Below are 26,381 nucleotides of genomic sequence, written 5' to 3'. Positions count from 1 at the left end.
ATCTATTAACTTCAATTCGTTTTGAGTGCAATATCACAGCCACTGTAACTTAGTGTAACGCTGAGGTGTGTTAGTGTAATTTCGAGATTTTCGTGGGAGCGGTTTCTTTTGTTTTTATATAAATATAGCCAAAAAATAGAGTTTTTCATGTTTTTAAGATGATATTTTAATTTTTCATTTAGGATCGGTTCCATTTAATTGTGATGTTTATCACTTGTTTTAATCCTATGTCGACTATATTATTTTTCAAGATTTATTATTTAATGTTTGTTATATAAGGAGTTTATTGCTGAATTGTTGTGTGTTTTTACCTTGGTTAACACTTTTCCTATTTGTTGTTTTTATTTTATTTTTTTGGGAGCGGTTTCATTTCTGGAGCTGTTAAATCTTTTATTTCTAGCTGAGTTTTTGTGTGGGAATGACTGATGTGGTGTTACTAATTTGTAAGCTAACGCGTTCAAAGATATTCGACTTTTTATCAAGATAAGCAGAGGGGATCTGTTTATTACCTTCACGTTAATTAGCATATTAAACTTCGGTGGATGTTATGAATTACAAAAGAACAACACTATCATGCCTTATATCTTTGGCATTGTTATCTGGTTGTAACCTCGATAATGGCTCAGATAACGCCTCATCTAACTCTTCGTCTGAGAATTCGGTTGTATCTAAAGTTCCCTATTATGATGATTGGCCTAGTATTTCTAGTGCTATCCCACAGGACGAAGATATAGAAGCGTTTATCGCTGATATCCTCAGTCAAATGACTCTCGAAGAAAAAGTAGGACAAATGATCCAACCAGATCTACGTGAAGTTACACCAGAAGAAGCGAAAGAGTATAAGTTAGGTTCGCTCTTAAATGGTGGCGGTGGTTGGCCTAACGATGATAAATACGCAACAGCACAAGATTGGGCTGATATGGCGGATCAATACTACGATGCAGTAGATGAAGCATATGAAGAACGTGGGTTTAGAATTCCTTTTATGTGGGCAACGGATGCCGTTCATGGTCATAACAATGTATATCGTGCAACGGTTTTTCCTCACAATATTGGATTAGGTGCTGCAAATAACCCGGATTTAATTGAGCGTATTGGTGAGGCTACAGCAGAAGAGATTGTTGCGACCGGTCTTGACTGGACGTTTGCACCAACGGTTGCTTCTCCACGAGATTATCGTTGGGGCCGAGTTTATGAAGGCTACTCTGAAGATCCTGAAATTATTTATCAATACGCTGGAAGAATGGTGGAAGGTTTACAAGGCGGCGCTCAAGGGCTTAAAGGAGAGCGCAATGTTATCTCCAACGTTAAGCACTGGGTTGGTGATGGTGGTACGTTCAATGGCGAAGACCGTGGTGAAAATCACTATACCGAAGAATACCTGAGAAATATTATGGCAACAGGATATTTCTCAGGCTTAGAGGCAGGTGCACAGGTGGTGATGAGTTCGTTTAACTCATGGCACAACGATGCGAACTATGACCAGACTGGCACGGGTGAATACAACTACAAGCTCCATGGCAGCAAGTATATGCTCAACGATATACTTAAAGATAAAATGGGTTTTGATGGGTTAATTGTTACCGACTGGAATGGCCAATCGGAGATTAATGGTTGTACTTCTGCTAATTGTCCGGAGGCTGTGAACGCGGGTAATGACGTGTTTATGGTCACTTCAAATAGCGATTGGAAAGCTTTCTACCAGAATGTTATTGATCAAGTTGATGATGGCACTATTTCCATAGATCGTATTGATGATGCGGTTACCCGCATCCTGCGTGTGAAGATGCGTGCAAATCTTTGGGAGAAACCTAAACCTTCTCAGCGAGAATTGGCAGGGGATGAAAGTGTTTTAGGATCAGACGAGCATAGAGCGATTGCACGACAAGCAGTCAGTGAGTCATTGGTTTTATTAAAAAATGAAGGCTCTGTTCTTCCGTTAAGTAAAAACGCTTCTTATATTATTGCCGGAAGCGCTGCCAATGATATCCAAAAGCAAACTGGAGGCTGGAGCATAACTTGGCAAGGTACTGAAAACACTCTTGAGGACGACTTCCCTGGTGCAACAACTATGTTGATGGCATTACAGGATGTTGTTGGTACAGAAAATGTTTATACCAGCGAATCAGAGGCTCCGGAAGATGCCATTGCAATTGTTGTTATTGGAGAGGATCCCTATGCTGAAATGTACGGGGATATTGACGCCAACCAAACACTCGAATTTTCGTCACTTGACTCGACTTACGCCGCCGATTTAGCAACAGTTCAAGAAATGAAAGACGCTGGGCATAAAGTGGTTACTGTTTTCTACTCAGGACGTCCGCTCTATGTAAACGAAGAGATTAACGCGTCCGATGCATTTGTCGCTGCTTGGTTACCTGGTACAGAAGCAGGTGGTATTACAGATGTTTTATTTGCCGAAGATGGAGCTGATTTTAAAGGTCGTCTATCTTATTCGTGGCCAATGAATGTATGTTCTACAACCATTAACCGTCACGCTCCAAATATCGAAGATTACACCACTCCGGTAGACGGAATGACAGGAGAGCTAATCGAACAAGATATTGAAAGAGAGAATAAGCCTTTATTCCCATATGGTTACGGCTTAGGTTATGCCTCCAGTACCACACAAGGGGTTGAAACGGATCTTAATGATATCCCTCTTGATTATCGTGATTACGGTTGTGGTCAATCAGAACCAGATTCAACAACGGCGACGAGTGTATTAGAACTCTACAATGCCAAAGCAAGTGGTGATTACACAGCCCGCATGGCTGGAGAGACCAATGGTTGGTCTTCAGTTAATGTTTCGAATGGAACTGAAACATCGATAGGTACACTGACGACAACACCAATCAATTACTTATTCCAACAAGATGCTCTAAAGCTTGAATTTAGTGGTGTGACAGATGATTACCCCGATAGTTCTGCAGAGATATTTATCGAACTATCTAACGGTGACGAATACACTGATCTCAATTCTTATATCAATGCTGAAGCCACACTTCAATTTGATGTACAGATGTTATCAGAAGCACCAGAATCTATGATTTTGGCAACTGACTGTGGATATCCTTGTCGTGGTAGCGTTGACATTTGGCGTGTCTTACCAGACGTTCGTGTAGACGGGGATGCTGAGTGGGATACCGTTAAAATACCGTTAACGTGCTTTGAAGACGAAGGAATGAGTTTTAGCCTCACAGATAAACCGTTCTTACTACAAAGTGGAGATGCTGTGAGCATGAACCTCGGTAACATTCGCTATGTACCTCTTTCGGAAGATGCCGCTGAAGATGCGGTTTCTTGTGAGGAACTTGTTGGAGAAGGGTTGACCCCTTTAGATTTAGATGAAGTAAATGTTTTTGATACGTGGACAGGCTTAAGTGATTATCAAGCGACGACAGACGACTGGTCTAGTATTGATGGGCACGTAACATATAGTACTGAAATGATTGATGGTGAAACAATCTTATCTGTTGCTTATGATTCTACAAGTCCCGAAAGCTACAAAGGCATTGTTTATATAGATGGTAATACGCAAAACTTAAGTAACTATGTTGATGGAACGCTTAACTTCGATTTATTGATTGAAACTTACGGAACGCCTGCAAATGACGGTGAAAATGAAACAACAGGTTTAACCATTAAACTCGAGTCGGAAGATGGCGGAACCGGAGATGACTATCTGCTCTCTCGGGAGAACTATCCGACCGGAACATTGCATAACATCTCAATCAATGTTAGCGAACTTAATGATGGAACGTTGGACATTGAGGCGGTAAACAGAGCTCTTGCGATATTACCTTCTTGGGGGCAATCTCAGGCTGGTGTTGAATTTAAAGTTAAAAACCTTACTTTAATAAAATAACAACTTAGACGAGCATAAAGCCATAATCGCTTGATGAACAATGAACCACTGGTTAAACCTGGTGGTTCATTTTTATTTGTCATTTCTTACTGTAACTCTAGTAGGAAGTGATTAGATTGCGAGCAATTAGTTTGTATCGAATGTAACTGAAATAGTGCAATACACCGTCGATAATTGTGCATTTTAACAAGTTAAGTAAAAAGCGCTTACTTATAAGGAAAACATCAGGTTAGTTTTATATTTAGTACACATCAAAATAAACCTACATTTAGTAAGTACTTATTTTTATACATTCATTGATGTAAACGTATACAATTTGGAGGTTCAAGCATCGATACCATCACTAACAATCTGATTTAGCGACTATTAGTTCTCATTCTTTAATTATAAATTAATCTCTATGGCACGATTAATGCTTTTATCACGTTATATAGCATTAATCACTGGTTGTTTATGGAGCAAGATAGTCTGGTTCAACATAAGAAAGATCAGGTAAAAATGATTGGTATGGACTTTGGTTCTACTACTAGCAGCGCAATGGTAGCTGTTGCTGGTGTTGGATTGAATTCAATTACTGGTCGTATGGCCTTTTCTGATCCGGAAGTTGTTTATCGTTCACAAGTGGAATTTACTCCTTTTAAGGACGGTGAGATAGATGCTACAGCCATTGCTAAACTTTTAGATAGTTGGTTAGAACAAGACCAAAACCTATTTTCGGGTGGTGTCATTATCACGGGACTTGCTGCATTGCGAAGTAACGCTGATCATATTGCTAAACTCGTCAAGGAACGAATTGGAGAGGCGGTGATTGCGACCGTTGATGATCCTAATCTAGAGTCCTGGCTTGCATTTATGGGGTGCTCCACACTTCTTTCTCGTCATTATAGCGACCGTACTTTAGTTAATCTTGATATTGGCGGGGGAACAACGAACCCTGCCGCTGGAGTAAATGGTCATGTTAAAACGACAGGGTGCTTCTATATTGGAGCACGACATTTCCAGTTTAAGCCAGGTACATACTGTTTAATTAATATCTCTGATTATGGGCGAGCAATTTTAAATCAGTTGGGCAGTGATGCTCTACTGGGTGAGGAGTTAGAGCCAACTACGGTTGATCAAATATTAGATATTTATGTCGAAGCTTTAAAAGCCATTGCTAATGGTCAGCAAGCTTATTTTTCTAACTTTCTTGGTGAACAACTTTGCCAGACTCCATTCATTCTTCCTGAGAATAACCAAACACCATTGATTACATTTTCTGGTGGTGTTGGAGAGTTGATTTATCAAATAACAGCAGGTGAAGTTGTACCTAATACAACTTATTATGGTGATCTTGGGGTTGATTTAGCTCTTCGTTTAATAGCTGACCCTTTCTTTTCTAGTCACATCAATAGCTTACGACCTGAGAATATGGGGAGAGCAACCGTTTACGGGCTTACTCTACATAATACCGAAATCTCAGGTTCGACCTTATTCATACCCGATTACACTGCGTTACCTTTAAACGATGTTCCGATTGTCGCTCGCCTAAGTATGACTTGTGATATGGAGGAAATTTTGAATGCTATTTCCGTGGTTGGAGCTAGAAGTGGTAAAGCATGTATTCAAATGGTTTCGTCAAAAACTCAAGAAAATGAGTCGCCAATTCCTGCAACTCTTGAAGAGATTAAAACACTAGGTTTGAGAATAGGGGATGCATTAAACACCCTGACCTCGGATCTACCGTTGGTTATTTTGGTTCCTGGAAATTTTGGTAAAGCGCTTGGTAACTATGCAACCGGTTGGGGGAAGTCAATGCATAAGTTAATGATTATTGATGAAATTCCAGATCGTAATGCTCAGTTTGTCAATGTTGGCAGTTCTTATCGTGGTGTTGTTCCCGTTTCATTTTACGGTATATATTAGAAATTAAGGTTTGTTTCATGAAGCATCTCATTCCTCTTAACAATATTAATGTCCCTGTTCCTGGCCCAGAAGAAACCTATTCTTTCCAGATATTAAATGAAACTTTTAGTTTTACGGGGTTGAAGAAACTCCTCGGTGCTGCTGACATCAGTAAGGCGGGCGATCGAACAACTGGGTTGGCTCCGGAAAATGCTATGGCACGAGAAGCCGCCAGAGCTATTATTTCATCGCTTACTCTTCAACATATTTATGATAACCCGTTGACCGGACCCGATGGTCGTGTTGATTCCGTAATGAAAGCAGGTTACGAAATAGATTTGGATATCTTCCATACTATAGCCAGTATGACAATGGGAGAGTTAAAGGATCACTTGTTGGCGAGTAATGGTACTCGTATTGGTACAGTGGGCTTGGCATTAACTCCGGTGATGGCATCTGCTCTGACTAAGCTACTGGACGTTCATGAATTGGTATTTTTGCCTGCTAAAATCGTGAGACAAACCAAAGCTCGAACTCTTATTGGCTTACCGAAAACACTCTCTTTTCGTCTGCAACCTAATCACCCGAAGGACAACCTTGATGCCATCTCGATGATGGTTTACAACGATCTTGCAATGGGGATGGGAGATTGCATGATTGGGGTGAATCCTTCAGATGGTTCTGTAGATAATGTTTCGGCGATCCTTTGGCATTTAGATAAGTTGCGCCGTGAAACAGGAGCGCCATCGCAGATTTGTGTTCTAGGGCATATCAAAAGTCAATTGACCGCATTAAAGCAAGGAGCACCCGTAGAGATCCTATTTCAAAGTTTTGCTGGAACCGAACAGACATTAACGGAAGAGTTTGACGTTACCGTCGAGTTTATGGATCACGCCTATGAAACGATGAAAAAGGAAGGACCTCTTAAAGATATCGCTGATCAGTTTATGTATTTCGAAACGGGTCAAGGTAGTGAAATGACCTACCGTAAACACAATGATATGGATATGACGACGTGTGAAGCTCTCTGTTATGGGCTGTGTCGTCGATATGATCCGTTTATGGTGAATAATGCGACCGGTTTTATTGGCCCAGAAACTCACCTTAATGATTTTGAATTAATGGTATCGACACTTCAAGATCACTTCATGGGTAAGCTATTGGGATTACCTATGGGGATTAGTCCGAGTTATACCTTGCATTCAAATTCACATATCGAAGGTCAGCAAATGGCGGTTCAATTGGCTACTGCGGCTGGCGCTAATTTCTTTATGGATATCTATCTAGGTGCCGATCGAATGTTGGCGCACTTTGTTAACTCGGGTCACGATGATCAAACCCTAAGGGAAGTTTATCACCGAAACCCTGCTCCAGAATTTTTACAATGGGCTGTAACGAAGGGAATTTACATTCAAAACACTGATGGCAGTGTGGAGCGCGGACCTAATTGGGGTAACCCTAGGTTATTCATAAAGAGCGATATGGAATTTCAGCGTTTACATGAATCGCTACCAAACGCACCTGGTTTTGAAAATGCAGGCCCGCGTCCTGCCAATAAAGTACAAGAAGCGATCAGAATTAATCAGTCAGTAGGACGAGAAGCCGTTCATTCGGAACTTAGAGTGGAAGAATTTAGCGGTTTCAAATTTAGAGAGTTCAAATCGACAGCACTTGATCATTCTGAACATCTTAAAAACCCTGAGTTGGGATCAAAACTATCTCAGGAAGATCTAAATACACTCACAAAAGAGAGCAATGATGTGCAGATTATCATTACTGACGGGCTCTCTGCTGAGGCAATACATCACAATGTTCCAGAGTTGATTCCTGTGCTTATGGATGGACTAAAAAGCCGGAATTACACATTAGGTGAGCCGATAGTAACTCACTTTGGTCGAGTTAAACTCGCTGAGTGTATCGCCGATGTTTTAGATTGCAATATTGCTATTTTACTCGCAGGCGAAAGACCGGGAGGGGATGCTCTTTCTTCTAAAAGCATGTCGGCTTATCTAGTGCTAAAGCTTAAGGATGCAGATGCTCAGAAGAATGCAGCCAAATATAGTGAGCTTGAAAATATTCGCTACGAATACACTTTAATAACCAACATATATCAAGGTGGCTTGCCTCCAGTTGAGGGGGGGAGTGTCGTAGCCGAAAAAGTGATGGAAATTTTGGAACATCAAGCGGCAGGCAATCGTTTAGAGGATTTATTAAAAGAAAAGATCAGTGCTTAGCTATGAGTTTCTAATCTGTACATTAGCTAATCGGTACACTAGCAAGATTTTATTTATACACACCTTAAACAAGGATAGGAAAGATGATGGTAAAAAATAAAATTATGAAAAAGACAACGCTCGCGTTGAGTTGTCTTATGTTGTTTTCAGCTCAAGGACTTCACGCTGAGACAATGAAGCTTAAATTTGCGCACCAAAACAATGTGTTTGATGCCGATCAGTTACTCGCGGAAACGTTTAAATCGTTACTCGAAGCAAAAACGGAAGGTGATTTAGCCGTTTCTATATTCCCCGGAACATTAAGTAGTTCGGAAGAAGAAGCTCTGGAATTTGCAAAAGCGGGCACCGTCGATATCGCGGCCAGCAGTGCCGGACATATTGCGGGTTATTATGATGATATTCAGTTTCTCCAATTACCCTATCTATTTAAAAGTGCAGAGCATTACAAAGTGGCGCGAAGTTCAGGAGTTGTGAAAGAAGTGCTTCAAGGGGTTGGTGATGCAACTGGAATGATTCCGCTTGGGGTTTATTCCGACTGTAACGGGTTTGCAGTAGCGAGTACGAAACCAATCAATAACATTGCAGATGCGAAAGGTATTAAGCTTCGTGCAATGCAAAATCCGTTGTTTATCGATATCTACGAAGCGTTTGGTTTTACCGTTACACCAACAGACTGGGGTGAGCTATATACCTCACTACAGACTGGTATGGTTGAAGCTGACGACCTAGGCGTATACTGCAACAATATCTTTAAAATGAGCGAAGTTGTGAATAGCTATGCGATTCTTAACCAGATGTGGACTCAGAAAATTCTTTTTATCTCGCCAAAAACGTGGGGCAAGCTTAACGATGAACAAAAAGAAATCGTTCAAACCGTGGCTGCTGAAGCAATTGAGCTAACGGATGCTTGGCAATATACCCGAGAAGCGGAATACATTGAAAAAATGAAAGCCGATGGAATCACGGTTACTTACCCAGACACTCAGGAATTTAAAGCAGCCTCTGAAGCGGTTTATACGAAATGGTTTGATGATAAGCCAAATTGGCAAGCGTGGTATGAGCATATTCAATATTTAGATCCGAATGCTCGTCTTCCAGAAGCATTTAAATAGTAATAAACCTTTAAGTTTATGTTCTGCTCATCGCTAGATGAGCAGGCATAAGCTAAACAATATGAGCAACGGGGTCAGCTGCTAATTATGGCTAAAACAGACACAGGTAAATATGATATCGGCCGTTGGGTTGACGTAATAATGAACCGAGTAAAAAGCGCCAGTGGTTCGGTTCTGTTTTTGCTAATGGTTGGGCTAATTGCGCTACTCGGAACCAATATTGTATTAAGGTATTGGTTCGATTCTCCTATTTCCTGGTCCAATACTATCTCTCGCTACATTTATATTGTTATTGTTTTAGTCGGTAGCGCTATTGCATATATTGATGATGGACATGCAAGAGTTGATATTCTTTACGACCGTGTTAGTCCTAAAGCTCGCAAGGTGTTCGATTTCATCCATTGCCTTATTATGATAGCGCTTTGTCTGATTTTTATGGTTATTGGGACTGAACATGCCATTTCTATGTGGTCAGTGCATCCACCGATTATTTCTTGGTTTCCGATCGGCAGCGTTTACTTATCCATACCACTATTTGCTTTTTTAATTTTTCTTTATCTATTAAGAAAATTAATCTCCCTTTTTAGTCCCCGGAGCATCTCATGACTTTTGTTCTGTTAATGATCTTAGTTTTTATATTGTTAATGGCCATTAGAATCCCAATTCCTTTTGCCCTGATTGCGTCGACATTAGTTTACTTCATTGGTTCTGAGGTTCCGCTCAGTATCATGATTGTTAGATTACTACGCTCATTCGATTCATTTGTTTTGTTAGCAATACCGTTTTTTATCCTCGCGGGTAAAATTATGTCTGAGTCGGGAATTAGCGACCGAATTATTCGTTTAGCCGACCTTATGGTAGGGAGAGTTAAAGGTAATTTGGCATACGTTAATATTGTAGTCAGTATGTTTTTTGGTGGGATCACTGGCACGGCTATTTCTGATACGACGGCAATTGGCTCTGTGATGATTCCATCGATGACTAAAGCAGGATATAAAAAAAGCTTTAGCGCAGCGGTGACTGCTGCATCATCTACCATGGGTCCAATCATACCGCCAAGTATCATGTTTATTATTTATGGCTCTATTGCTCAGGTTTCTATTCGAGATATGTTTCTTGCTGGAGCACTTCCTGGAATCATGGTTGGTGTTTCACAGATGTTGGTGGTTTGGTTATATGGACGAAAAAATGATCTTCCTAAACGAGAAGAAAAATATAATGTAAAACAGGGGTTTAATATCGTCGGTAGTGCTTTTTACGCTCTGCTTTTGCCGATAATTATTCTGGGCGGAATTCTCATGGGAATCGTCAGTCCAACCGAAGCAGCGGTGATAGCGACATTTTACGCCATGTTTATCGCCATGTTTGTATACCGTTCATTATCTTGGACAAAATTAATGGGGATTATTCGAGAATCTACCGTTGAAACCGGAAGTGTATCGATCATTATCGCTGCCGCAGCGATTTTTGGGTGGGCATTATCTAATGAGCAACTGCCTATGATGTTTGCGGAATACTTGATGGAAAATGTTGAATCGCCTTGGTTGATTTTGCTGCTTATCAACGTGCTGTTGTTTTTCTTAGGTATGTTCATGGACTCAATTCCTGCATTGATGATAGTTACACCTGTATTTTTGCCGCTATTTAATATGATGGGAATCGACCCTATTCATGCGGGATTATTTATGTGTGTAAACTTGATTACAGGACTCGCGACCCCGCCTGTCGGCTGTTGTTTATTTGCTGCATCCATTATTTCAGGGGAATCGATGGAAAAAATTAGCCGTGCGATAATGCCGTTTATCGTGGCCAATATTATTATTGTTCTGTTGATCACTTATATTCCAGCGTTAACCTTATTTATCCCATCGCTGTTTGATTAACCTAAGGTGACATTATGCTTAAAACGCACAAGACGAAGCATTAGTGTCGAGTTTGAAGTCGCTCGGTGGGTGTAGAGAAAGCGGAGGCTGACAGCTATAGAGCTGTCAGCCTACCTTGTTCGCTTAAAATGGCACCGAGTCGGGATCTTTTGATTCACCGCATCGACCCGTGAGATTGGTTAGCATGGTAAGATCTTCATCATTAAGCTGAAAATCAAAAATATCAGTATTCGCTTGAATTCTTTCTAGTGTTACACTTTTTGGCAGCGGTAAGAAGCCCATCTGCAAACTCCATCTCAAAGAGACTTGTGCGATGGTTTTATTATGTTTCTCAGCGAGTGCTGTGATTTCTGGTGTGTCAAAAATCGCGCCTTGTCCTAGTGGGCTATAAGCCTCAAGCAGCATGTTGTGTTGACGACAAAAATTGACAGTTTCAACATCCACATCACCAGGGCATAAGCGAATTTGATTTATCGCTGGAACCACGGTTGCGGTTTTTAATAGTTCGTTAATATGGTGAGTTTTAAAATTACTCACACCAATAGCTTTTATTTTTCCCTGCTTATAATACGTTTCCAAGGCTCTCCAAGTTTCGCTATTCCGTGATTGCCATTGATCTCGAAACCTTTTAGGGCTCGGCCAATGAATAAGCACGAGATCAATCGTTTCTATGCCGAGTTTGTTAAGGGATTCATCTAAAGATTTTATTGTATTTTCATAACCGTTGACTGAGTTTGCTATTTTGGTGGTAATGAATAATTGCTCGCGAGGAATATCGGATAATTTAATGGCTTCTCCCACACAGCCTTCATTTTTATAGCTTTGGGCTGTATCAATGTGTCGATATCCTACTTTTAGTGCATTTACGATGGCTTCAATACCCGACTGGTCATCCGGAGTTTGAAATGTTCCATAGCCTAATTTAGGAATTTCGATGCCATTATTCAGTTTATATGTCGCGCTCAAATTCATTGTATTTCCTCTATATTCACATTTTTGCAAAACGTTATTCGATTGAGAAATTAGTGCATTCGTTGTCAAGGCATTGGTTGTGGTGACCTATCAGTCTTACGATTTTTTAAGATAAATAAAAGCAGCAGTATTTATCACTCTGCTGCCTTTATATGCGATGGGTATTAAGTTTGTACTAGGTTAAAGCAATGATCGTACGTAAGCTTCAATATCCTTATCTTGGCAATTATCAAAGAAGCATTGCTGGAAGCGCTCGCCAGTCACTGCAGTTTTCACTAGCTCCTGATCAATGGCTTTCATACCCTCAAGGAAATCGTTTTTAGCAAGAGCGGCTTTTACATCGTTAAGTAGGCCAGCATTTTTCTGTTGCGGTTCTGCTCTTTCAAGTGGGTAACCTAAACCTCGCTCTCCGGTAGTGAATGCTTTCTCAAACATATAACGCACGTTGAGTTCCGCTCCCCAACCAAAACCTTTAGCAAAAGCCAGCGCTAGGGCATTACCATTGTTGATTTGATTAAAGAGGAATGCATCGGCAGGATCGAGGCAGTAGCCACAAACAACACCAGGGTGAATATTCAGTGACATCATTGCCCCTTGTCCCGTCCCACAGCCTGTAACGACAAAATCAACAGCTTTTGAATTAATAAGTAAGCTGGCCATGATACCCAGGTGAACATAGGTAATTGAATGATCATTCTCATCACTCATACCTACGTTGTAGACAGGGTAATTGAGATCATCAACAACGTGGTGCAACTCTTTTAGTATTGCCGCATTTTTCGTTGCTTGGCTGTTTTCCATCATAAGAGCGATTTTCATTTAAAACTCCATTTGTTATTAGCGAGCTAGCCAACCACCGTCGACTGCTATAGTAAAGCCATTGATATAGTCTGAAGCACTCGATGCGAGGAAAACACATGGGCCAGCAAGGTCATCAGCATTTCCCCACCTTCCGGCTGGGATTCGATTTAGGATCTCTTGGTTTCTAACTTCGTCTGCTCTGAGTGCTTCAGTATTATTCGTTGCCATGTAGCCCGGCGCGATCGCGTTAACATTGATATTGTGCTGAGCCCACTCATTGGCCATAAGGCGCGTTAATCCAAGGATGCCACTTTTTGAGGTTGTGTAAGAAGGGACTCGAATACCTCCTTGGTACGATAGCATCGAGGCGATATTGATAATTTTCCCGCCTTCACCTTGGGCGATGAACTGCTTGGCAACGGCTTGAGAGAGGAAAAAAAGAGACTTAGAATTGACGTCCATGACATCATCCCAATCTTGTTCAGTAAAATCGATGGCGTCGTTGCGACGAATAATGCCCGCATTGTTGACGAGAATGTCGATTCTACTCAATTGGCTTAACGTTGTTTCAATAATGGTTGGGATACAGTCGAGTGATGAGATATCAACGCGAATATCGATAAACTGTTGCCCTAATTCTTCAACCTTTTGACGAGTTTCAGTCGGTTCACTGCGGTTCACCCCTGCAATATGACAGCCTGCTTTGGCTAACGCGACAGCCATTCCTTGCCCTAGTCCAGTATTACAACCGGTCACTATTGCAACTTTTCCTTGTAGATTGAATGATTCAAGCATTTGTAGGTTCCTTGAAATGTTTACGCTAAATAATGATGACTGTGAGTGACTTTGAGTAAAGTCGTCTCTACTGAAGAAACCTTCTAGTGGAGGAACTTGAAAGCTCATTCATCAACATGTGCAGGTGAATTTTAATAATCATACAAATATAGCGTTAATGATTTGCGTTTACTACGACCTGAATAACACTTCTACTGCTTAGCTTCATGTTTATTGAATGTTATAGCGAGCCTATGTTTCATATAAATTTCATTTGGAAAGGGATAATGTGCCAATATCAGCTTAGTTAATTATGAATATTGAGCCTCGATTTAGGCGGTTAATATTTCGAAAAGAAAAGCGTAACCTTCTGTGGGTAAAACCTTTTTTTATAAAGGAGCATGGTCTTTTTTACTCGTAAAAAAAGAATCCAAATTTTTTGTTCGGAGAGTCGTTGTCTCGGCTGGAAAGTTTTCTATCTTTGTCTAATATTAAGGCATAGTAATATTAAATCTTTGGCTGCTACCTGTAGAGGGTTCATGCCACATCATCTGTGTAACTTCTATACCTGAGAAAATAGCATTTCATGCTAATGAAGTTGCGCATAATATTTGAAGTAGATTAGGTGAATCAGTATGTCAGAACAAAAGTATAGGCTTGTCACGCGCAGTGACTTTGATGGGTTGGTGTGCGCAGTACTGTTGAAGCAACAAGGGCTTATTGATGATATTAAGTTCGTCCATCCAAAAGATATGCAGGATGGGATCGTTGAAATAACACCGAATGATATTGTGACTAACCTTCCTTATGTTGAAGATTGCCACCTAACGTTTGATCACCACCTTTCTGAAACGATTCGAAATAAAGGTGCAAAGGATAACCATATTATTGATCCTGATGCACCTTCTGCTGCTCGAGTTGTTTGGCGCTATTACGGGGGCCTTGATACGTTTCCTGTCGAATGGGTGGAAATGATGGAAGCCGTCGATAAAGGTGACTCAGCCCAATTCAATCGTGATGAAGTATTAAACCCACAAGATTGGAATTTATTAAACTTTCTTATGGATGCGAGAACTGGCTTGGGACGTTTCCGTGAGTTCAGAATCTCAAACTATGCATTGATGATGGATTTGATTGATTACTGTAAGAACCATAGTATTGAGGAAATACTCGCATTACCAGATGTGAAAGAGCGCATTGAGTTGTACCGTGAACACGAAATGTTATTTCAACAGCAAATTTTGAACTGTTCAACGGTTCACAACAACTTAGTTCTTCTTGATTTAACCAACGAAGAAACGATTTACGCAGGTAACCGCTTTACTATTTACGCGCTATTCCCCGATTGTAATATTTCTATTCATAAAATGTGGGGCTTCCAAAAACAAAATATTGTATTCGCGACAGGTAAATCGATCTTTGATCGCGGGTGTAAGACCAATGTTGGTGAATTAATGCTCGGTTACGGTGGTGGTGGTCATGTGGCTGCCGGTACTTGCCAAATTGCTATTGAGAAAGCAGATACTGTACAGCAAGAGTTAATCGATACGATTACTAGCGCGGGCTAATTATACTTTAAATTATAAAGCATACGAATCGGGACTTTTTACATGGAAGTTCCGATTTTTTATGTCTTATTAATGGTTCTCCACAGTAGTTTGAGAATCCGATAAGGCAAGACCTACATTCGGGTCCTTGTTCGCGTTATGGTGCATTGTCGACGTTTATCGCAGATCTAAACCGACAGAAGTTACCATTTATTGAAAGAGAACGAGTTAAATTTTGGAAGGGAGTGACCCGAAATGGATAGATATAAAGTTTAACTTTAAATTTGTGAATAAACATTGAAGGAGGCGTTTTAGCCTCCTTCTTTTTTGGTTTAGTTACTGAGTTCGATTTTCTTAAAATCAACAACGTCATTTTGAGTGGAGCGGTCGATCTTGGCTACTTTCCGATAATTGGTTGCCAAAATATAAACAAAACACCCTAGTATAAGGGCAATCGCTAACGCACCAACCCATTGTATTTGTAAGAAATCCAGTTTAAACAAAAGGGTTAATCCTGATAATAAAACTAAATTACCCACAAAGTAGAGTGGTTTACCAAAGCGTTTAACAGTTAGGTTCAAGTTATCTGTATATAAGCGAACTAACGAATCGAGAGAGTTAACAACAAACGTGATACCAACAAAAATCATCGCTATATTGAAAATGCCATCAACAGGAATCGCTTTTAGATTGTAGTAATAAAGAACGGTAAACCATATCGCAATTGGGATAGATGGGAATATCATCATTGATGCGAGAACTTGGTACGTTTTCAGGCCACCGACAAAGCGAGAGGTAAACTGTCCAATCATAATGCTCCATGAGAACCACCAGAACAGGTAGAATTCATGATAATCATTAAGCGGCAAAACAAATTTATGCAGGTTTGTGAAGTAACTTCCAAGTAAGGAGAACGTCGTAAAGAATTCACCAACACTAGAATTTTCGCCTAAGAAAGCATTTGTCCACATAAGTGCGATTAACCCAAGAAATAACCAGCTACTGCCTAAACTTAATATTCTGACATATCGAATATTAGTGCTTGAATATACGGCAATTGCGATGACCACAAAGACAATTAAATAGAAGCTACCAATCACGGTTTCCCCGTCACCTAATTGCGGGATATACCAAGGTAAATTAATCAATAATAAGTACGCGGTGAAGGCACAAGTGCTTACGATTACGACATTATTTATAAACTTAATGATTGGAATGTCGAAGAATTTTACTTTTGGTTCGATGACGCAAAAGTAGAAGCAAGTTAGAAAGTAGAATGTCCAAATGAAAAATGCCCAATATCCAAACTCGATAGCGAGTGGATTACTGAATGCATATTCGGGGCTTGTCGCGACGTCTGCATATCCAGCAAACTCAGTAAGCGGGAACATTATTAACCCGACATCTAACCCAGATGTAAAAAGGATTGCAATAAAGGTAAAGTTTCGTACTGGTGTAACACCAATGCATTTTAAGTTGCCCCAACGATATAAGACAAATGCGATGGAGATGAAGGTAAATAAAATACCGATAGATATCCAAGCTGTCATTACTTAGTACCTCCGGTTGTTTGCTTAGCACACATATAAGATTCCTTGTGTATGATTATGCAACACTTCAAATCATCCATATCAAATCTTAAGTATCGTGTTAACGATAATTAAAACCTGATTTGCGATATGAAAATGATGCTTGAAATATCGTCATACTCTGAGTCCGTTAGAATATGACGATACGTGTTCGATTGGCTCAGTTATAAAAACCTCTATTCGTATGGCGACTCCAGATCACCTAAAGTGATCAATACGCTCTTAGTTTGTGTATAACTGTGCAGTGTCTCAGGGCCATTTTCACGACCAATACCAGAAAGCTTATACCCACCAACTGGCATTTCAGCGGGAGAGTCACCCCAGGTGTTTATCCAGCAGATACCCGCTTCAAGTTGTGCTATAACTCGGTGAGCTCGAGAAAGATTTTGCGTAAACAAACCAGCTGCGAGACCATACTCGGTATCATTGGCGCGGCGAATGACTTCGTCTTCATCTTTAAAACGCAAGACTGACATCACAGGGCCGAAAATTTCGTTTTTCACGTGCGGCATAGTCTCGTCGCAATCTGCAAATATCGTTGGTTGAACAAAGCAGCCTTTATCCATCGGTGGCGTAACTTCGCGTTCTCCACCGCAAACTAAGCGAGCTCCAGAAGCTTTCCCTTGTTCAATAAAATCAAGTACTTTGCTCATGTGATCTTTCGAAATCAGAGAACCAACTTGCGTCTTTTGATCAAGAGGATCCCCAAGGATTAATTTTTGGGTTCGTTGAGTTAAGGTGTCTAAAAACTCGTCGTAAATAGCATCATGAACGTATACTCGAGTGCCGTTGGTACAGACTTCTCCCTGGGTATAAAAGTTCGCTAACATGGCACCAGTGATGGCATTATCCATATTGGCATCATCGAATACGATAAGAGGAGACTTACCGCCCAGCTCCATTGTAACTTGCTTTAGAGTTTGAGCTGCAGCGGTCATTACTTTGATACCTGTTGAACTCTCTCCAGTAAAGGAAACTTTGGCGATGTCTGGATGACCCGTTAACATCTCCCCAACTCGGTAATCGCCTTGGACGACGTTAAAAACACCATCTGGTACACCTGCTTCAGTGTATATTTTCGCTAATTCAATAGCAGTAAGAGGAGTCTCTTCAGAGGGTTTGAAGATCATCGCATTGCCCGCAGCGAGAGCTGGAGCTGATTTCCACATTGCGATCTGTATCGGGTAGTTCCAAGCACCTATACCTGCACATATTCCCAAAGGCTCTCGGCGAGTGTAAAAGAACTGTTCAGTATTTAAGGTTTGCTGCTGTCCTTGCAAACCAGCCGCTAAACCTGCGAAGTATTCGATAACATCGGCACCCGTAGTAATATCGACTTCAAGCGCTTCTTGAAGTGGCTTTCCGGTGTCTTTCACTTCTAATTCAGCGAGTTCATCGTTGCGTTCTCGTAGAATCGCAACCGCACGCATCATAATTCGTCCTCTCTCCGCACCAGAAAGGGCTGACCATTGTTGAAAACCTTTTCGAGCAGACTCAACCGCGGCGTCAACATCTTGTTTTGAAGCTTGGTCTACTTCAGCAAGTTGTTCACCATTTGCAGGATTGAATGTAGGAAAGGTTTCGCCTGATGTCGCTTTGAAGGCTTTTCCGTGGATATAAAGTGAGGTCATATAGATGTGGACTCTTTGTTCAATAAAATATCAATGTTACCGACTCTACTTTGTAATATCAAACAGCTGTCAATGGAAGTGTACGAGTTTATAGTTAATTGGTTGTTAGTTAAGTTATTGAATTTTATTCATTTAATGGGTTTGTTATGTTTACTTTATTAGCGATTCCCTCACAAGGGAAATATGTTATTTTTATTTAGGTAGTACCAATGTGTTTACTTTTGTTTGAGTTTTGCTCTATTTTACCATTTTATTTATAAATGATACTATATTGGTAGTACCATTGTGATTTGATAATGTAGAGAGAGTAAATTCATCATGGATAAGCAAAGTAGACCCGCTCTATTTATGCCCGCTCAAGCTGGACGCGCTAGTGAAGACATTACCCTTCAGATTGAATCCGCCATATTAAATGAAACGCTGCAACATGGTGATAGCCTTCCTAGTGAAAGGGAGCTTCAGCAGCAATTTGGTACCGGGCGTGGCGTTATTAGAGAAGCGATTAGTGCTTTAAAACAAAAAGGATTGGTTGAAATACGTAAAGGGCCGAAAGGTGGCACGTTTATCAAACAAGTAGAAGTTTCAAATATCAGTGAATCCTTAGCCTTGTTCCTTAAGCAAAAGCATATCAACCCCAATGAAATATCTGAGTTTAGAGAGAGCATTGACCAGAGCGTAGCGTTATTGGCAATGACTCGAGCGACTGAAGAGCAGAAATCTAAAATGCTGTCTTTGGTTGAACATATGGAACATATCGCAAAGCAAACTCCAGTGGATTTTTTTGAATTGGCCGAAACGGATCGCAAGTTAAATTTGATGCTGGCTGAAATGGCGAGAAATGCGGTGTTTGAATGGGTGATGCATGCGATGCAACAAGGTTTTGGTTCCTACGACAACAACCTGTACGACGATCCATATTTCTTATTAAAAACAGTAGAGAACTGGCGCTATACCGCAGAACAAATTATTCATCAAGAGCCCATTAAGCTACAAGGTTCCATTAGTAGGCACTACTTACTGTTACATGAATGTCTGCAACGACGTTCATCATAAATTTATTACGCAAAGAATTACATTTTTATATTTTTTAAAAGATTAAGTTGAGGAGTTAATATTTCATGGCGGAACAGAATTACGATTACATCATCGTAGGTGGTGGTTCGGCGGGCTGTGTACTGGCTAACCGGTTAAGTGCAAACCCAGAAAATAAAGTCTTGGTATTAGAAGCTGGGCGTCCCGATTATCGATTTGATTTTCGTATTCACATGCCGGCAGCACTGACTTACCTACTTACCGATGGTACGTATAATTGGTTGTATGAATCGGCACCTGAACCTCATATGCATAACCGAAAAATAGCCCATCCTAGAGGGAAAGTTCTCGGCGGTAGTAGCTGTATTAATGGCATGATTTATATCCGCGGCAACGCAATGGATTATGAAAAGTGGGGCGGCCATGAAGGCTTAGATAATTGGGACTATAAGCACTGTTTGCCTTATTTCCGTAAATTTGAAACGCGTTTAAAAGGTGCGAATAAATACCACGGAGATAATGGTCCACTCTCAATTTCTACTGCTGCTTGCGATAACCCTCTATTTGAAGCGTTTTTTAAAGCTACGCAAGAAGCGGGATATCCTTTAACCGATGATGTTAATGGTTATCAACAGGAAGGTTTCGGTGCGTTTGACCAAAATATCTACCGAGGTCGTCGTTTAAGCGCTGCACGTGCGTATTTACATCCGGTTAAAAACCGTAAGAACTTGACGGTATTAACGGGTGCTACAGCAAGTCGTGTTATTTTTGATGATAAAACGGCTATTGGTGTTGAGTTTAAACGTCGCAATAAAACAAATACGGTTTATGGTGGTGAAATTATTTCATGTGGCGGCGCTATTAACTCTCCTAAACTCCTGCAATTGTCGGGTATTGGTAATAAAGAAGAGTTGAAGGCATTGGGTATTGATCCAGTTCACCATTTACCCGGTGTTGGTGAGAACCTTCAGGATCACTTAGAGCTTTATGTTCAATATACGTGTAAGCAACCTGTTAGCCTTTACCCAGCGCTCAAATGGTACAACCAACCAAAAATTGGCTTCGATTGGCTATTTCATCGTAAAGGGAATGCGGCAACCAACCATTTTGAAGCGGGCGGTTTTATTCGCGGAAATGATGAAGTTGCGTATCCTAACCTTCAGTACCATTTCTTACCGTTAGCAATTCGCTACGATGGTAGTGCACCACGTGATGGACATGGCTTCCAGTTGCACGTTGGCCCTATGAATACCGATGTTCGTGGTCACGTGAAGATTAAATCGAGTGATCCAGATGAAAAACCTGAAATCCTATTTAACTATCTTTCGACTGAGCAAGAGCGTAAAGAGTGGGTAGAAGCGATTCGTTGTACTCGTAATATCATTGAACAGCCTGCATTTGATGACTTACGTGGTGAAGAACTTGCACCAGGACCGAATGTACAGACTGATGAAGAGATTCTTGATTTTGTCGCTCGTGATGGTGAAAGTGCTTATCACCCAAGTTGTACCTGTAAAATGGGGTACGATGAGATGGCCGTGGTTGATGGTGAGTTGAAAGTTCACGGGGTTAAAAACCTACGAGTTGTCGATGCGTCTATCTTCCCAGTCATCACCAATGGTAACTTATATGCACCAACGATGATGGTTGCAGAAAAAGCGGCTGATATTATTCTGGGTAACTATATTGAGCCTGCGCAAGATGTTGAATATTATCAACATAATCCAGCAAAAAATACTGGCGTTGAAGAGAAAGAAGAAAGTACAGAGCAAGCTTAAACGCACTCTTTCTTCTTCGTTATGATAGTTAGGCACTCTTGCAATGGAGTGCCTATTTTTTTGGATCGACACCTTAAAACTCGCATTCCTTTCCTACTTTTTTAGCTACTCACTTTTCCTTTTTCTAACTCATTCTACAGTGCACTAGAATCGTGCGTATTGATAAATGTACAAATAAAGAGCATCTTTTTTTTGCCCCATAATTAGTAATAGACACTTAAATTTAAATTTTAAGTGGTGTTTTTGTTCATATTTTTTTAATTTTTAGGTTTGTTACACTGCTTGCACCAAAAATACCCAGTTCATATCACTATGTTAGTGTTGATTTTGTGGTTTATTTATCTTTTAATTGCGTTGGTTTTATTAATCACACCTTATTTTGGAGATAGCAATGCTAATTGGCGTACCTAAAGAAATTAAAAATCACGAATACCGTGTTGGAATGACACCTGCGAGTGTTAAAGAATTGAGTGGCCGTGGTCACCGTATTTTGATCGAAACATCTGCTGGAATAGGAATTGGTTTTAGCGACCAAGATTACCTTGATGCTGGTGCGGACATTGCTCCAGATGCTGCAACTGTCTTTGCAGAAAGTGAAATGATCGTAAAAGTAAAAGAGCCACAAGCCGTTGAGCGTGCGATGTTACGTGAAGATCAAATTTTATTTACCTATTTACACCTTGCCCCTGATGCAGAACAAACCGAAGACTTAATTAAAAGCAAAGCCGTATGTATTGCTTACGAAACAGTAACAAGCGATAAGAAAACTCTTCCTTTGCTCGCTCCTATGTCTGAAGTTGCTGGACGTATGGCGATTCAAGCGGCAATGGCATCATTAGAAAAATCTCATGGTGGTTGCGGCATGTTACTTGGTGGTGTTCCGGGAGTTGAGCCTGCTAAAGTAACGATAATTGGTGCTGGTGTTGTTGGACGTAACGCAGCACAAATGGCCGTTGGTGTTGGTGCTGAGGTCGTCATTCTAGATAGAAATACTGATGCATTACGTGAAGTGGATGCTATTTATCAAGGTCGTATTAAAACGGTTTATTCGACAGCGGATAGTATTGAAAAACATGCGACGACGTCAGAAGTTGTTGTTGGTTCAGTACTTCTTCCTGGTGCTTCTGCGCCTAAACTGATTACTCGTGAATTGATCAAAAAAATGAAACCGGGTTCGGTAATCGTCGATGTTGCTATCGATCAGGGCGGCTGTGCAGAAACATCAAAAGCAACAACCCACCAAGATCCAATTTATATCGTTGATGACGTTGTCCATTACTGTGTCGCTAACATGCCAGGTGGCGTTGCTCGAACTTCTACATTTGCTCTAAATAACGCAACGTTGCCATATATTGTCGCGTTAGCAGACAAAGGTTATAAAGATGCATTGCTGAATGATCAGCACTTGTTGAATGGCTTAAACGTATTCCGTGGTCAAATCACGAATCAGTCTGTTGCTGAAAGCCGTAATCTTGAATATGTAGCACCTAAAGAAGCACTATTGAGTAACTAAGCTTTCTATCTCCTTCCGTCTTTTTAGATAAGAAGATTAATAAAACCCAAGACCCAGCCATTTGATATTCGTGGCTGGGTTTTTTCATTTCTGAATATTAAACGAACCTAATGTGATCATGATTAATAATGGTGCAAAAATAAAAATCTTCATGTTTTTGCTTTGAATTGGTGCATTTAATTAGGAAGCTTAGTTTCGTTGTAGAAGATTATTATCCAATCCTTAAGTTTGAATTTTTATAGTTATATAAACTTCTTTTTATGTCGTTATTGGTGGTATTTGATGTTGTTTTGAATTATGGCGCTATTTTTGCAGTGTTTATATTAACTATATCGATATAAAAAACTACTTTAAGGTAACAAGAAAAATGGAAAGCGTAATAGGATTTTTAAATGGAATAATTTGGAGCCCAGCTCTGATCTATTTATGTTTGGGAGCTGGATTGTATTTTTCAATCAGAACTCGATTCATGCAGGTTCGTGGATTTAAAGAGATGCTTCATCTGATGTTTAAAGGAGAGAAGTCTCCAGCAGGTATCTCTTCTTTTCAAGCATTAGCTATGTCACTCTCGGGGCGAGTTGGAACTGGTAATATTGCGGGTGTGGCAACTGCAATCGCATTTGGTGGTCCAGGAGCTGTCTTTTGGATGTGGATGGTTGCTTTTCTTGGAGCATCTACCGCCTATGTTGAATCGACGCTCGGTCAGATTTACAAAGAGAAAGATGATAATGGTCAGTATCGTGGTGGCCCTGCATTTTATATAGAAAAAGCAATGGGACTGAAATGGTATGCATGGGTATTTGCGGTAGCGACTGCAATCGCGACTGGATTATTTTTACCGGGTGTTCAGGCCAATAGTATTGCTTCAGGTATGGAAAATGCGTGGGGGATTTCTCCAGTTATTACCGCCGCGGTAATTGTTATTGGTCTTGCGTTTATTATCTTTGGTGGTGTACGACGTATTGCAGCGTTTGCCGAAGTCGTTGTGCCATTTATGGCGCTTGTTTACATCTTCATCGCGGTAGTTATTGTTGCTATGAATGCTTCGAAGATTCCGGAAATGATCATGCTGATCTTAAATAGTGCTTTCGGGTTTGATGCTGGTTTTGGCGCTATGATTGGTATGGCTATTCAATGGGGTGTTAAGCGTGGAGTGTATTCCAACGAAGCAGGTCAGGGTACCGGTCCTCACCCAGCAGCGGCAGCAGAAGTATCGCACCCAGCAAAACAAGGATATGTACAAGCTTTCTCTGTCTATATTGATACTCTGTTTGTGTGTACTGCAACGGCATTTATGCTGCTAGCAACCAATAGCTACAATGTGCATGCGGCTGATGGAACAATGTTAGTTGAAGGGCTGGCTGGCGTAAGTGCTGGTCCTGGTTTTACTCAAGCTGCCGTTGAGTCTGCTCTACCGGGGTTTGGCGCAAGCTTCGTTGCGTTAGCTCTATTATTCTTTTCATTTACGACCATGCTTGCTTATTACTACATGGCGGATTCTAATATCTCTTATATAAACCGTACGACGAAACGCCCTTGGCTGACGTTACTGATGAAGTTGATGTTTCTAGCATCGGTTGGTTATGGAACTGTACATAGTGCTGGTGTCGCATGGGGATTAGGCGATGTTGGTGTTGGTCTGATGGCTTGGTTAAATATTGTCGCCATTCTTATCTTACAGAAGCCAGCATTAGTTTGTTTGAAAGACTACGAAGCTCAGAAAAAAGCAGGTCTAAATCCAATTTTTGACCCTGATAAGCTTGGTATCAAAAATGCGGATCTTTGGAAAGAAATTAAAGAACGCAATGAGGCGATGGCTGAACAAGAAAAGCCGGAACTGGATGGGAAGCCATTAGAGAGTACGCACTAAATAACTTTCCGTACCTATCAATAAAATAGCCTACTGAAAAGTAGGCTATTTTTGTTTTATATACTGCACATATTGGCTTAATCAATAGTTACAGTTACATCACTAACCCAAGTTTCAGATATAACCTCGTCTTCATGCATCAAATACGCTTGGATGTTAGCTGGGTCGCTATTTTCTTGCTTGTAGTCGAAGGCCAATCGCCATTTGTTTGTTCCTACGATAGGGTAAGCTCCGATAGGTTCTAATATTTCACCGTTGCTCGCTTTTACTACGGGTTTAACGCCACTTTCGCGATTGAGCCCTTTCAATCTAGGTCCTTCAAAATCAATGACCATTTTGTTGACACCTTCAGGAATCGGTTGACCGGGAATTCCGCCTAACCCTTGTCTGGTATCAGAAACACTGGCTAACTGTTTTGATTTCGGATCAACAGGGCGCCATTCGATGTCATAAGAAAAGGAAAACTCTTCTCCTTTACGGGCTTGTTTTTCTGGTACCCAGTAGGCAACGATATTATCGAAAGTTTCATCTTTTGTTGGAATTTCTACGAGCTGTACAACACCTCTTCCCCAATCGCCATTAGGTTTAATCCACGCAGAAGAGCGCTTGTTGTAAAATACGCCATCATCTTGGTAGTTGTCGAAGTTACGATCTCGCTGAATCAGTCCAAATCCCTTTGGGTTTTCATCAGTAAAGCTGTTGGTTGAAACCGAGTGAGGATTATTCAGTGGCCGCCAAATGTGTTGGCCAGTCCCTGTATGGATAGCGAGACCATCACTATCGTGAATTTCTGGGCGCCAGTCTTTAGCGATTGTTTTGTCTCTTTGTGAGTACCAATACATGCTGGTTAGCGGTGCTATCCCTAATCGTTCAACATCGGCACGCATATATAAATGAGCCGAAACAGACGTAACATGTCCTTTGGCTTTTTTGTTGTCTTTGGCTAAACCAAAGCGATATGCGCCAGTTATTGATGGCCCTTCAAGCAGTGCCCACACTGTCAAGCTCTCTCCTCTATGCTCTGCTGGACCAAGCCAAAACGCAGAAAACCGAGGGAACTCTTCAGGCTGATTCATACCTGTATTTATGGCAATACCTCGTGCTGATAGCCCATATTGTCCCTCTGGCCCATCGGTACGAAAATAGGATGCACCCAAAAAAGAAACCCAATCAGGCTTCATATTTGGTCGCATAATTCTAAAACCTGCAAATCCGAATCCTTCAGGTAAATCATGAGCAGGACTATCGGATGGCATATCAAAAAATTCGTTACTGAAAGGGACTTCATCGGCGATATTCTTATCGTCTCTGATATAGATTTTTACCGGTTCTGGGAAGTAGCGGCCAGGGTAAAATAACTGTATGGGTGCCTTTTTCCCACTAGCATACAAGCTTTCATCTTCTTTAAAGCGTATTTTCCAGTGTTGGTCGTAATCAATTTTTTCTATTAATTCCCTCGAGGGAACAACCGGTGCAGAGTATGGCTTTTCCGCCGAAGCTTTTGCGAGTGCTTTTAAATCTTCGAAAGTAAATTCAGTTTGATGTAACTCTTCTGCTGCCTGAGATGATATCGAGATAGAAAACAGAATCGCGATAAATGACTTTAATTTCATAAAGAGAATTTCCGATTAATTAAATCTGAGCTCGCTCCAGTCGACTGGTGCCGTTCTGGTGACGTTGAGCTTCGGTATGACTTCGATAAATATTCACTAACTTTACCGTTCTATTTCAATGTTATCTTTAAATAACCTTGCTAAGTTAAATTTTGGTAAAGCTCATGATAAAAGTTTCTCTTGTCTCATTTTTTCGCAATTCTTGAACATAGAAACGACGATTTATAGATAGTTTTTAGTGGATCTGTCGAATAGAGTTTTATCGTTTATCTTTGACATC

At 40.7% G+C, this 26,381-nt stretch carries 17 protein-coding genes; 11 read left to right on the top strand and 6 right to left on the bottom strand.

Annotated elements, in window-relative coordinates; translation table 11 throughout:
* Nucleotides 1-547: 547 nt before the first annotated feature.
* From ACWU4D_RS17900 to ACWU4D_RS17875, 6 genes are all read left to right on the top strand, one after another.
* A complete protein-coding gene (locus ACWU4D_RS17900) occupies nucleotides 548-3,868 on the top strand; it encodes a glycoside hydrolase family 3 N-terminal domain-containing protein (RefSeq protein WP_456052818.1) in 3,321 nt (1,106 codons plus the stop codon).
* 453 nt (nucleotides 3,869-4,321) lie between these two features.
* Nucleotides 4,322-5,773 (top strand): ethanolamine ammonia-lyase reactivating factor EutA, encoded by a 1,452-nt coding sequence (locus ACWU4D_RS17895; RefSeq protein WP_456052817.1) that lies wholly within the window; start codon nucleotides 4,322-4,324, stop codon nucleotides 5,771-5,773.
* A 17-nt stretch (nucleotides 5,774-5,790) separates the two neighbouring features.
* Entirely contained in the window at nucleotides 5,791-7,986 is a 2,196-nt protein-coding gene (gene eutB, locus ACWU4D_RS17890; RefSeq protein ID WP_456052816.1) for an ethanolamine ammonia-lyase subunit EutB, read from the top strand.
* Nucleotides 7,987-8,090: 104 nt separating this feature from the next.
* Nucleotides 8,091-9,098, top strand: a complete 1,008-nt coding sequence (locus ACWU4D_RS17885) for a TRAP transporter substrate-binding protein (protein WP_456052815.1) — start codon at nucleotides 8,091-8,093, stop codon at nucleotides 9,096-9,098.
* A gap of 87 nt (nucleotides 9,099-9,185) precedes the next feature.
* Nucleotides 9,186-9,704 carry a TRAP transporter small permease gene (locus tag ACWU4D_RS17880; protein ID WP_456052814.1) on the top strand — a complete coding sequence of 173 codons (519 nt, stop codon included), beginning with the start codon at nucleotides 9,186-9,188 and terminating at the stop codon, nucleotides 9,702-9,704.
* The gene (locus ACWU4D_RS17875) at nucleotides 9,701-10,981 is read left to right on the top strand and encodes a TRAP transporter large permease (protein ID WP_456052813.1); all 1,281 of its coding nucleotides are present in this window, start codon (nucleotides 9,701-9,703) and stop codon (nucleotides 10,979-10,981) included. Before ACWU4D_RS17880 ends, ACWU4D_RS17875 begins: the two co-directional genes overlap by 4 nt.
* Nucleotides 10,982-11,104: 123 nt before the next feature.
* On the opposite strand, the gene ACWU4D_RS17870 is transcribed toward ACWU4D_RS17875, so the two are convergent.
* The 3 genes from ACWU4D_RS17870 to kduD all read right to left on the bottom strand — a co-directional run bounded on the left by ACWU4D_RS17870 (nucleotide 11,105) and on the right by kduD (nucleotide 13,549).
* On the bottom strand, nucleotides 11,105-11,953 hold the full coding sequence (locus tag ACWU4D_RS17870) for an aldo/keto reductase (RefSeq protein ID WP_456052812.1): 849 nt from the start codon (nucleotides 11,951-11,953) through the stop codon (nucleotides 11,105-11,107).
* A 180-nt stretch (nucleotides 11,954-12,133) separates the two neighbouring features.
* Complete coding sequence (locus ACWU4D_RS17865) at nucleotides 12,134-12,772, bottom strand: RpiB/LacA/LacB family sugar-phosphate isomerase (RefSeq protein ID WP_456052811.1); 639 nt, start codon at nucleotides 12,770-12,772, stop codon at nucleotides 12,134-12,136.
* A gap of 18 nt (nucleotides 12,773-12,790) precedes the next feature.
* Nucleotides 12,791-13,549: a 2-dehydro-3-deoxy-D-gluconate 5-dehydrogenase KduD gene (gene kduD / locus ACWU4D_RS17860; protein WP_456052810.1), complete on the bottom strand. Its 759-nt coding sequence runs from the start codon at nucleotides 13,547-13,549 to the stop codon at nucleotides 12,791-12,793.
* A gap of 614 nt (nucleotides 13,550-14,163) precedes the next feature.
* On the opposite strand from kduD, the gene ACWU4D_RS17855 reads away from it, so the two are divergent.
* The gene (locus ACWU4D_RS17855) at nucleotides 14,164-15,096 is read left to right on the top strand and encodes an exopolyphosphatase (RefSeq protein ID WP_456052809.1); all 933 of its coding nucleotides are present in this window, start codon (nucleotides 14,164-14,166) and stop codon (nucleotides 15,094-15,096) included.
* 311 nt (nucleotides 15,097-15,407) lie between these two features.
* On the opposite strand, the gene ACWU4D_RS17850 is transcribed toward ACWU4D_RS17855, so the two are convergent.
* Nucleotides 15,408-16,625: a hypothetical protein gene (locus ACWU4D_RS17850; protein WP_456052808.1), complete on the bottom strand. Its 1,218-nt coding sequence runs from the start codon at nucleotides 16,623-16,625 to the stop codon at nucleotides 15,408-15,410.
* Nucleotides 16,626-16,840: 215 nt separating this feature from the next.
* Complete coding sequence (gene betB, locus ACWU4D_RS17845; RefSeq protein ID WP_456052873.1) at nucleotides 16,841-18,301, bottom strand: betaine-aldehyde dehydrogenase; 1,461 nt, start codon at nucleotides 18,299-18,301, stop codon at nucleotides 16,841-16,843.
* A 312-nt stretch (nucleotides 18,302-18,613) separates the two neighbouring features.
* On the opposite strand from betB, the gene ACWU4D_RS17840 reads away from it, so the two are divergent.
* From ACWU4D_RS17840 to ACWU4D_RS17825, 4 genes are all read left to right on the top strand, one after another.
* Complete coding sequence (locus tag ACWU4D_RS17840) at nucleotides 18,614-19,348, top strand: FadR/GntR family transcriptional regulator (RefSeq protein ID WP_456052807.1); 735 nt, start codon at nucleotides 18,614-18,616, stop codon at nucleotides 19,346-19,348.
* A gap of 65 nt (nucleotides 19,349-19,413) precedes the next feature.
* Complete coding sequence (gene betA, locus ACWU4D_RS17835) at nucleotides 19,414-21,105, top strand: choline dehydrogenase (protein ID WP_456052806.1); 1,692 nt, start codon at nucleotides 19,414-19,416, stop codon at nucleotides 21,103-21,105.
* A 391-nt stretch (nucleotides 21,106-21,496) separates the two neighbouring features.
* Nucleotides 21,497-22,618 carry an alanine dehydrogenase gene (gene ald, locus ACWU4D_RS17830; RefSeq protein ID WP_456052805.1) on the top strand — a complete coding sequence of 374 codons (1,122 nt, stop codon included), beginning with the start codon at nucleotides 21,497-21,499 and terminating at the stop codon, nucleotides 22,616-22,618.
* A gap of 367 nt (nucleotides 22,619-22,985) precedes the next feature.
* On the top strand, nucleotides 22,986-24,488 hold the full coding sequence (locus ACWU4D_RS17825) for an alanine/glycine:cation symporter family protein (protein ID WP_456052804.1): 1,503 nt from the start codon (nucleotides 22,986-22,988) through the stop codon (nucleotides 24,486-24,488).
* 77 nt (nucleotides 24,489-24,565) lie between these two features.
* Here ACWU4D_RS17825 and ACWU4D_RS17820 read toward each other — a convergent pair whose 3' ends face one another.
* Nucleotides 24,566-26,101, bottom strand: a complete 1,536-nt coding sequence (locus ACWU4D_RS17820; protein WP_456052803.1) for a glucan biosynthesis protein — start codon at nucleotides 26,099-26,101, stop codon at nucleotides 24,566-24,568.
* Nucleotides 26,102-26,381 lie beyond the last annotated feature (280 nt).

Source organism: Vibrio phycocola (assembly GCF_053850235.1).
The sequence above is the reverse complement of the archived record's forward strand: the minus strand, read 5'-3'. Positions and strand labels throughout refer to the sequence as shown.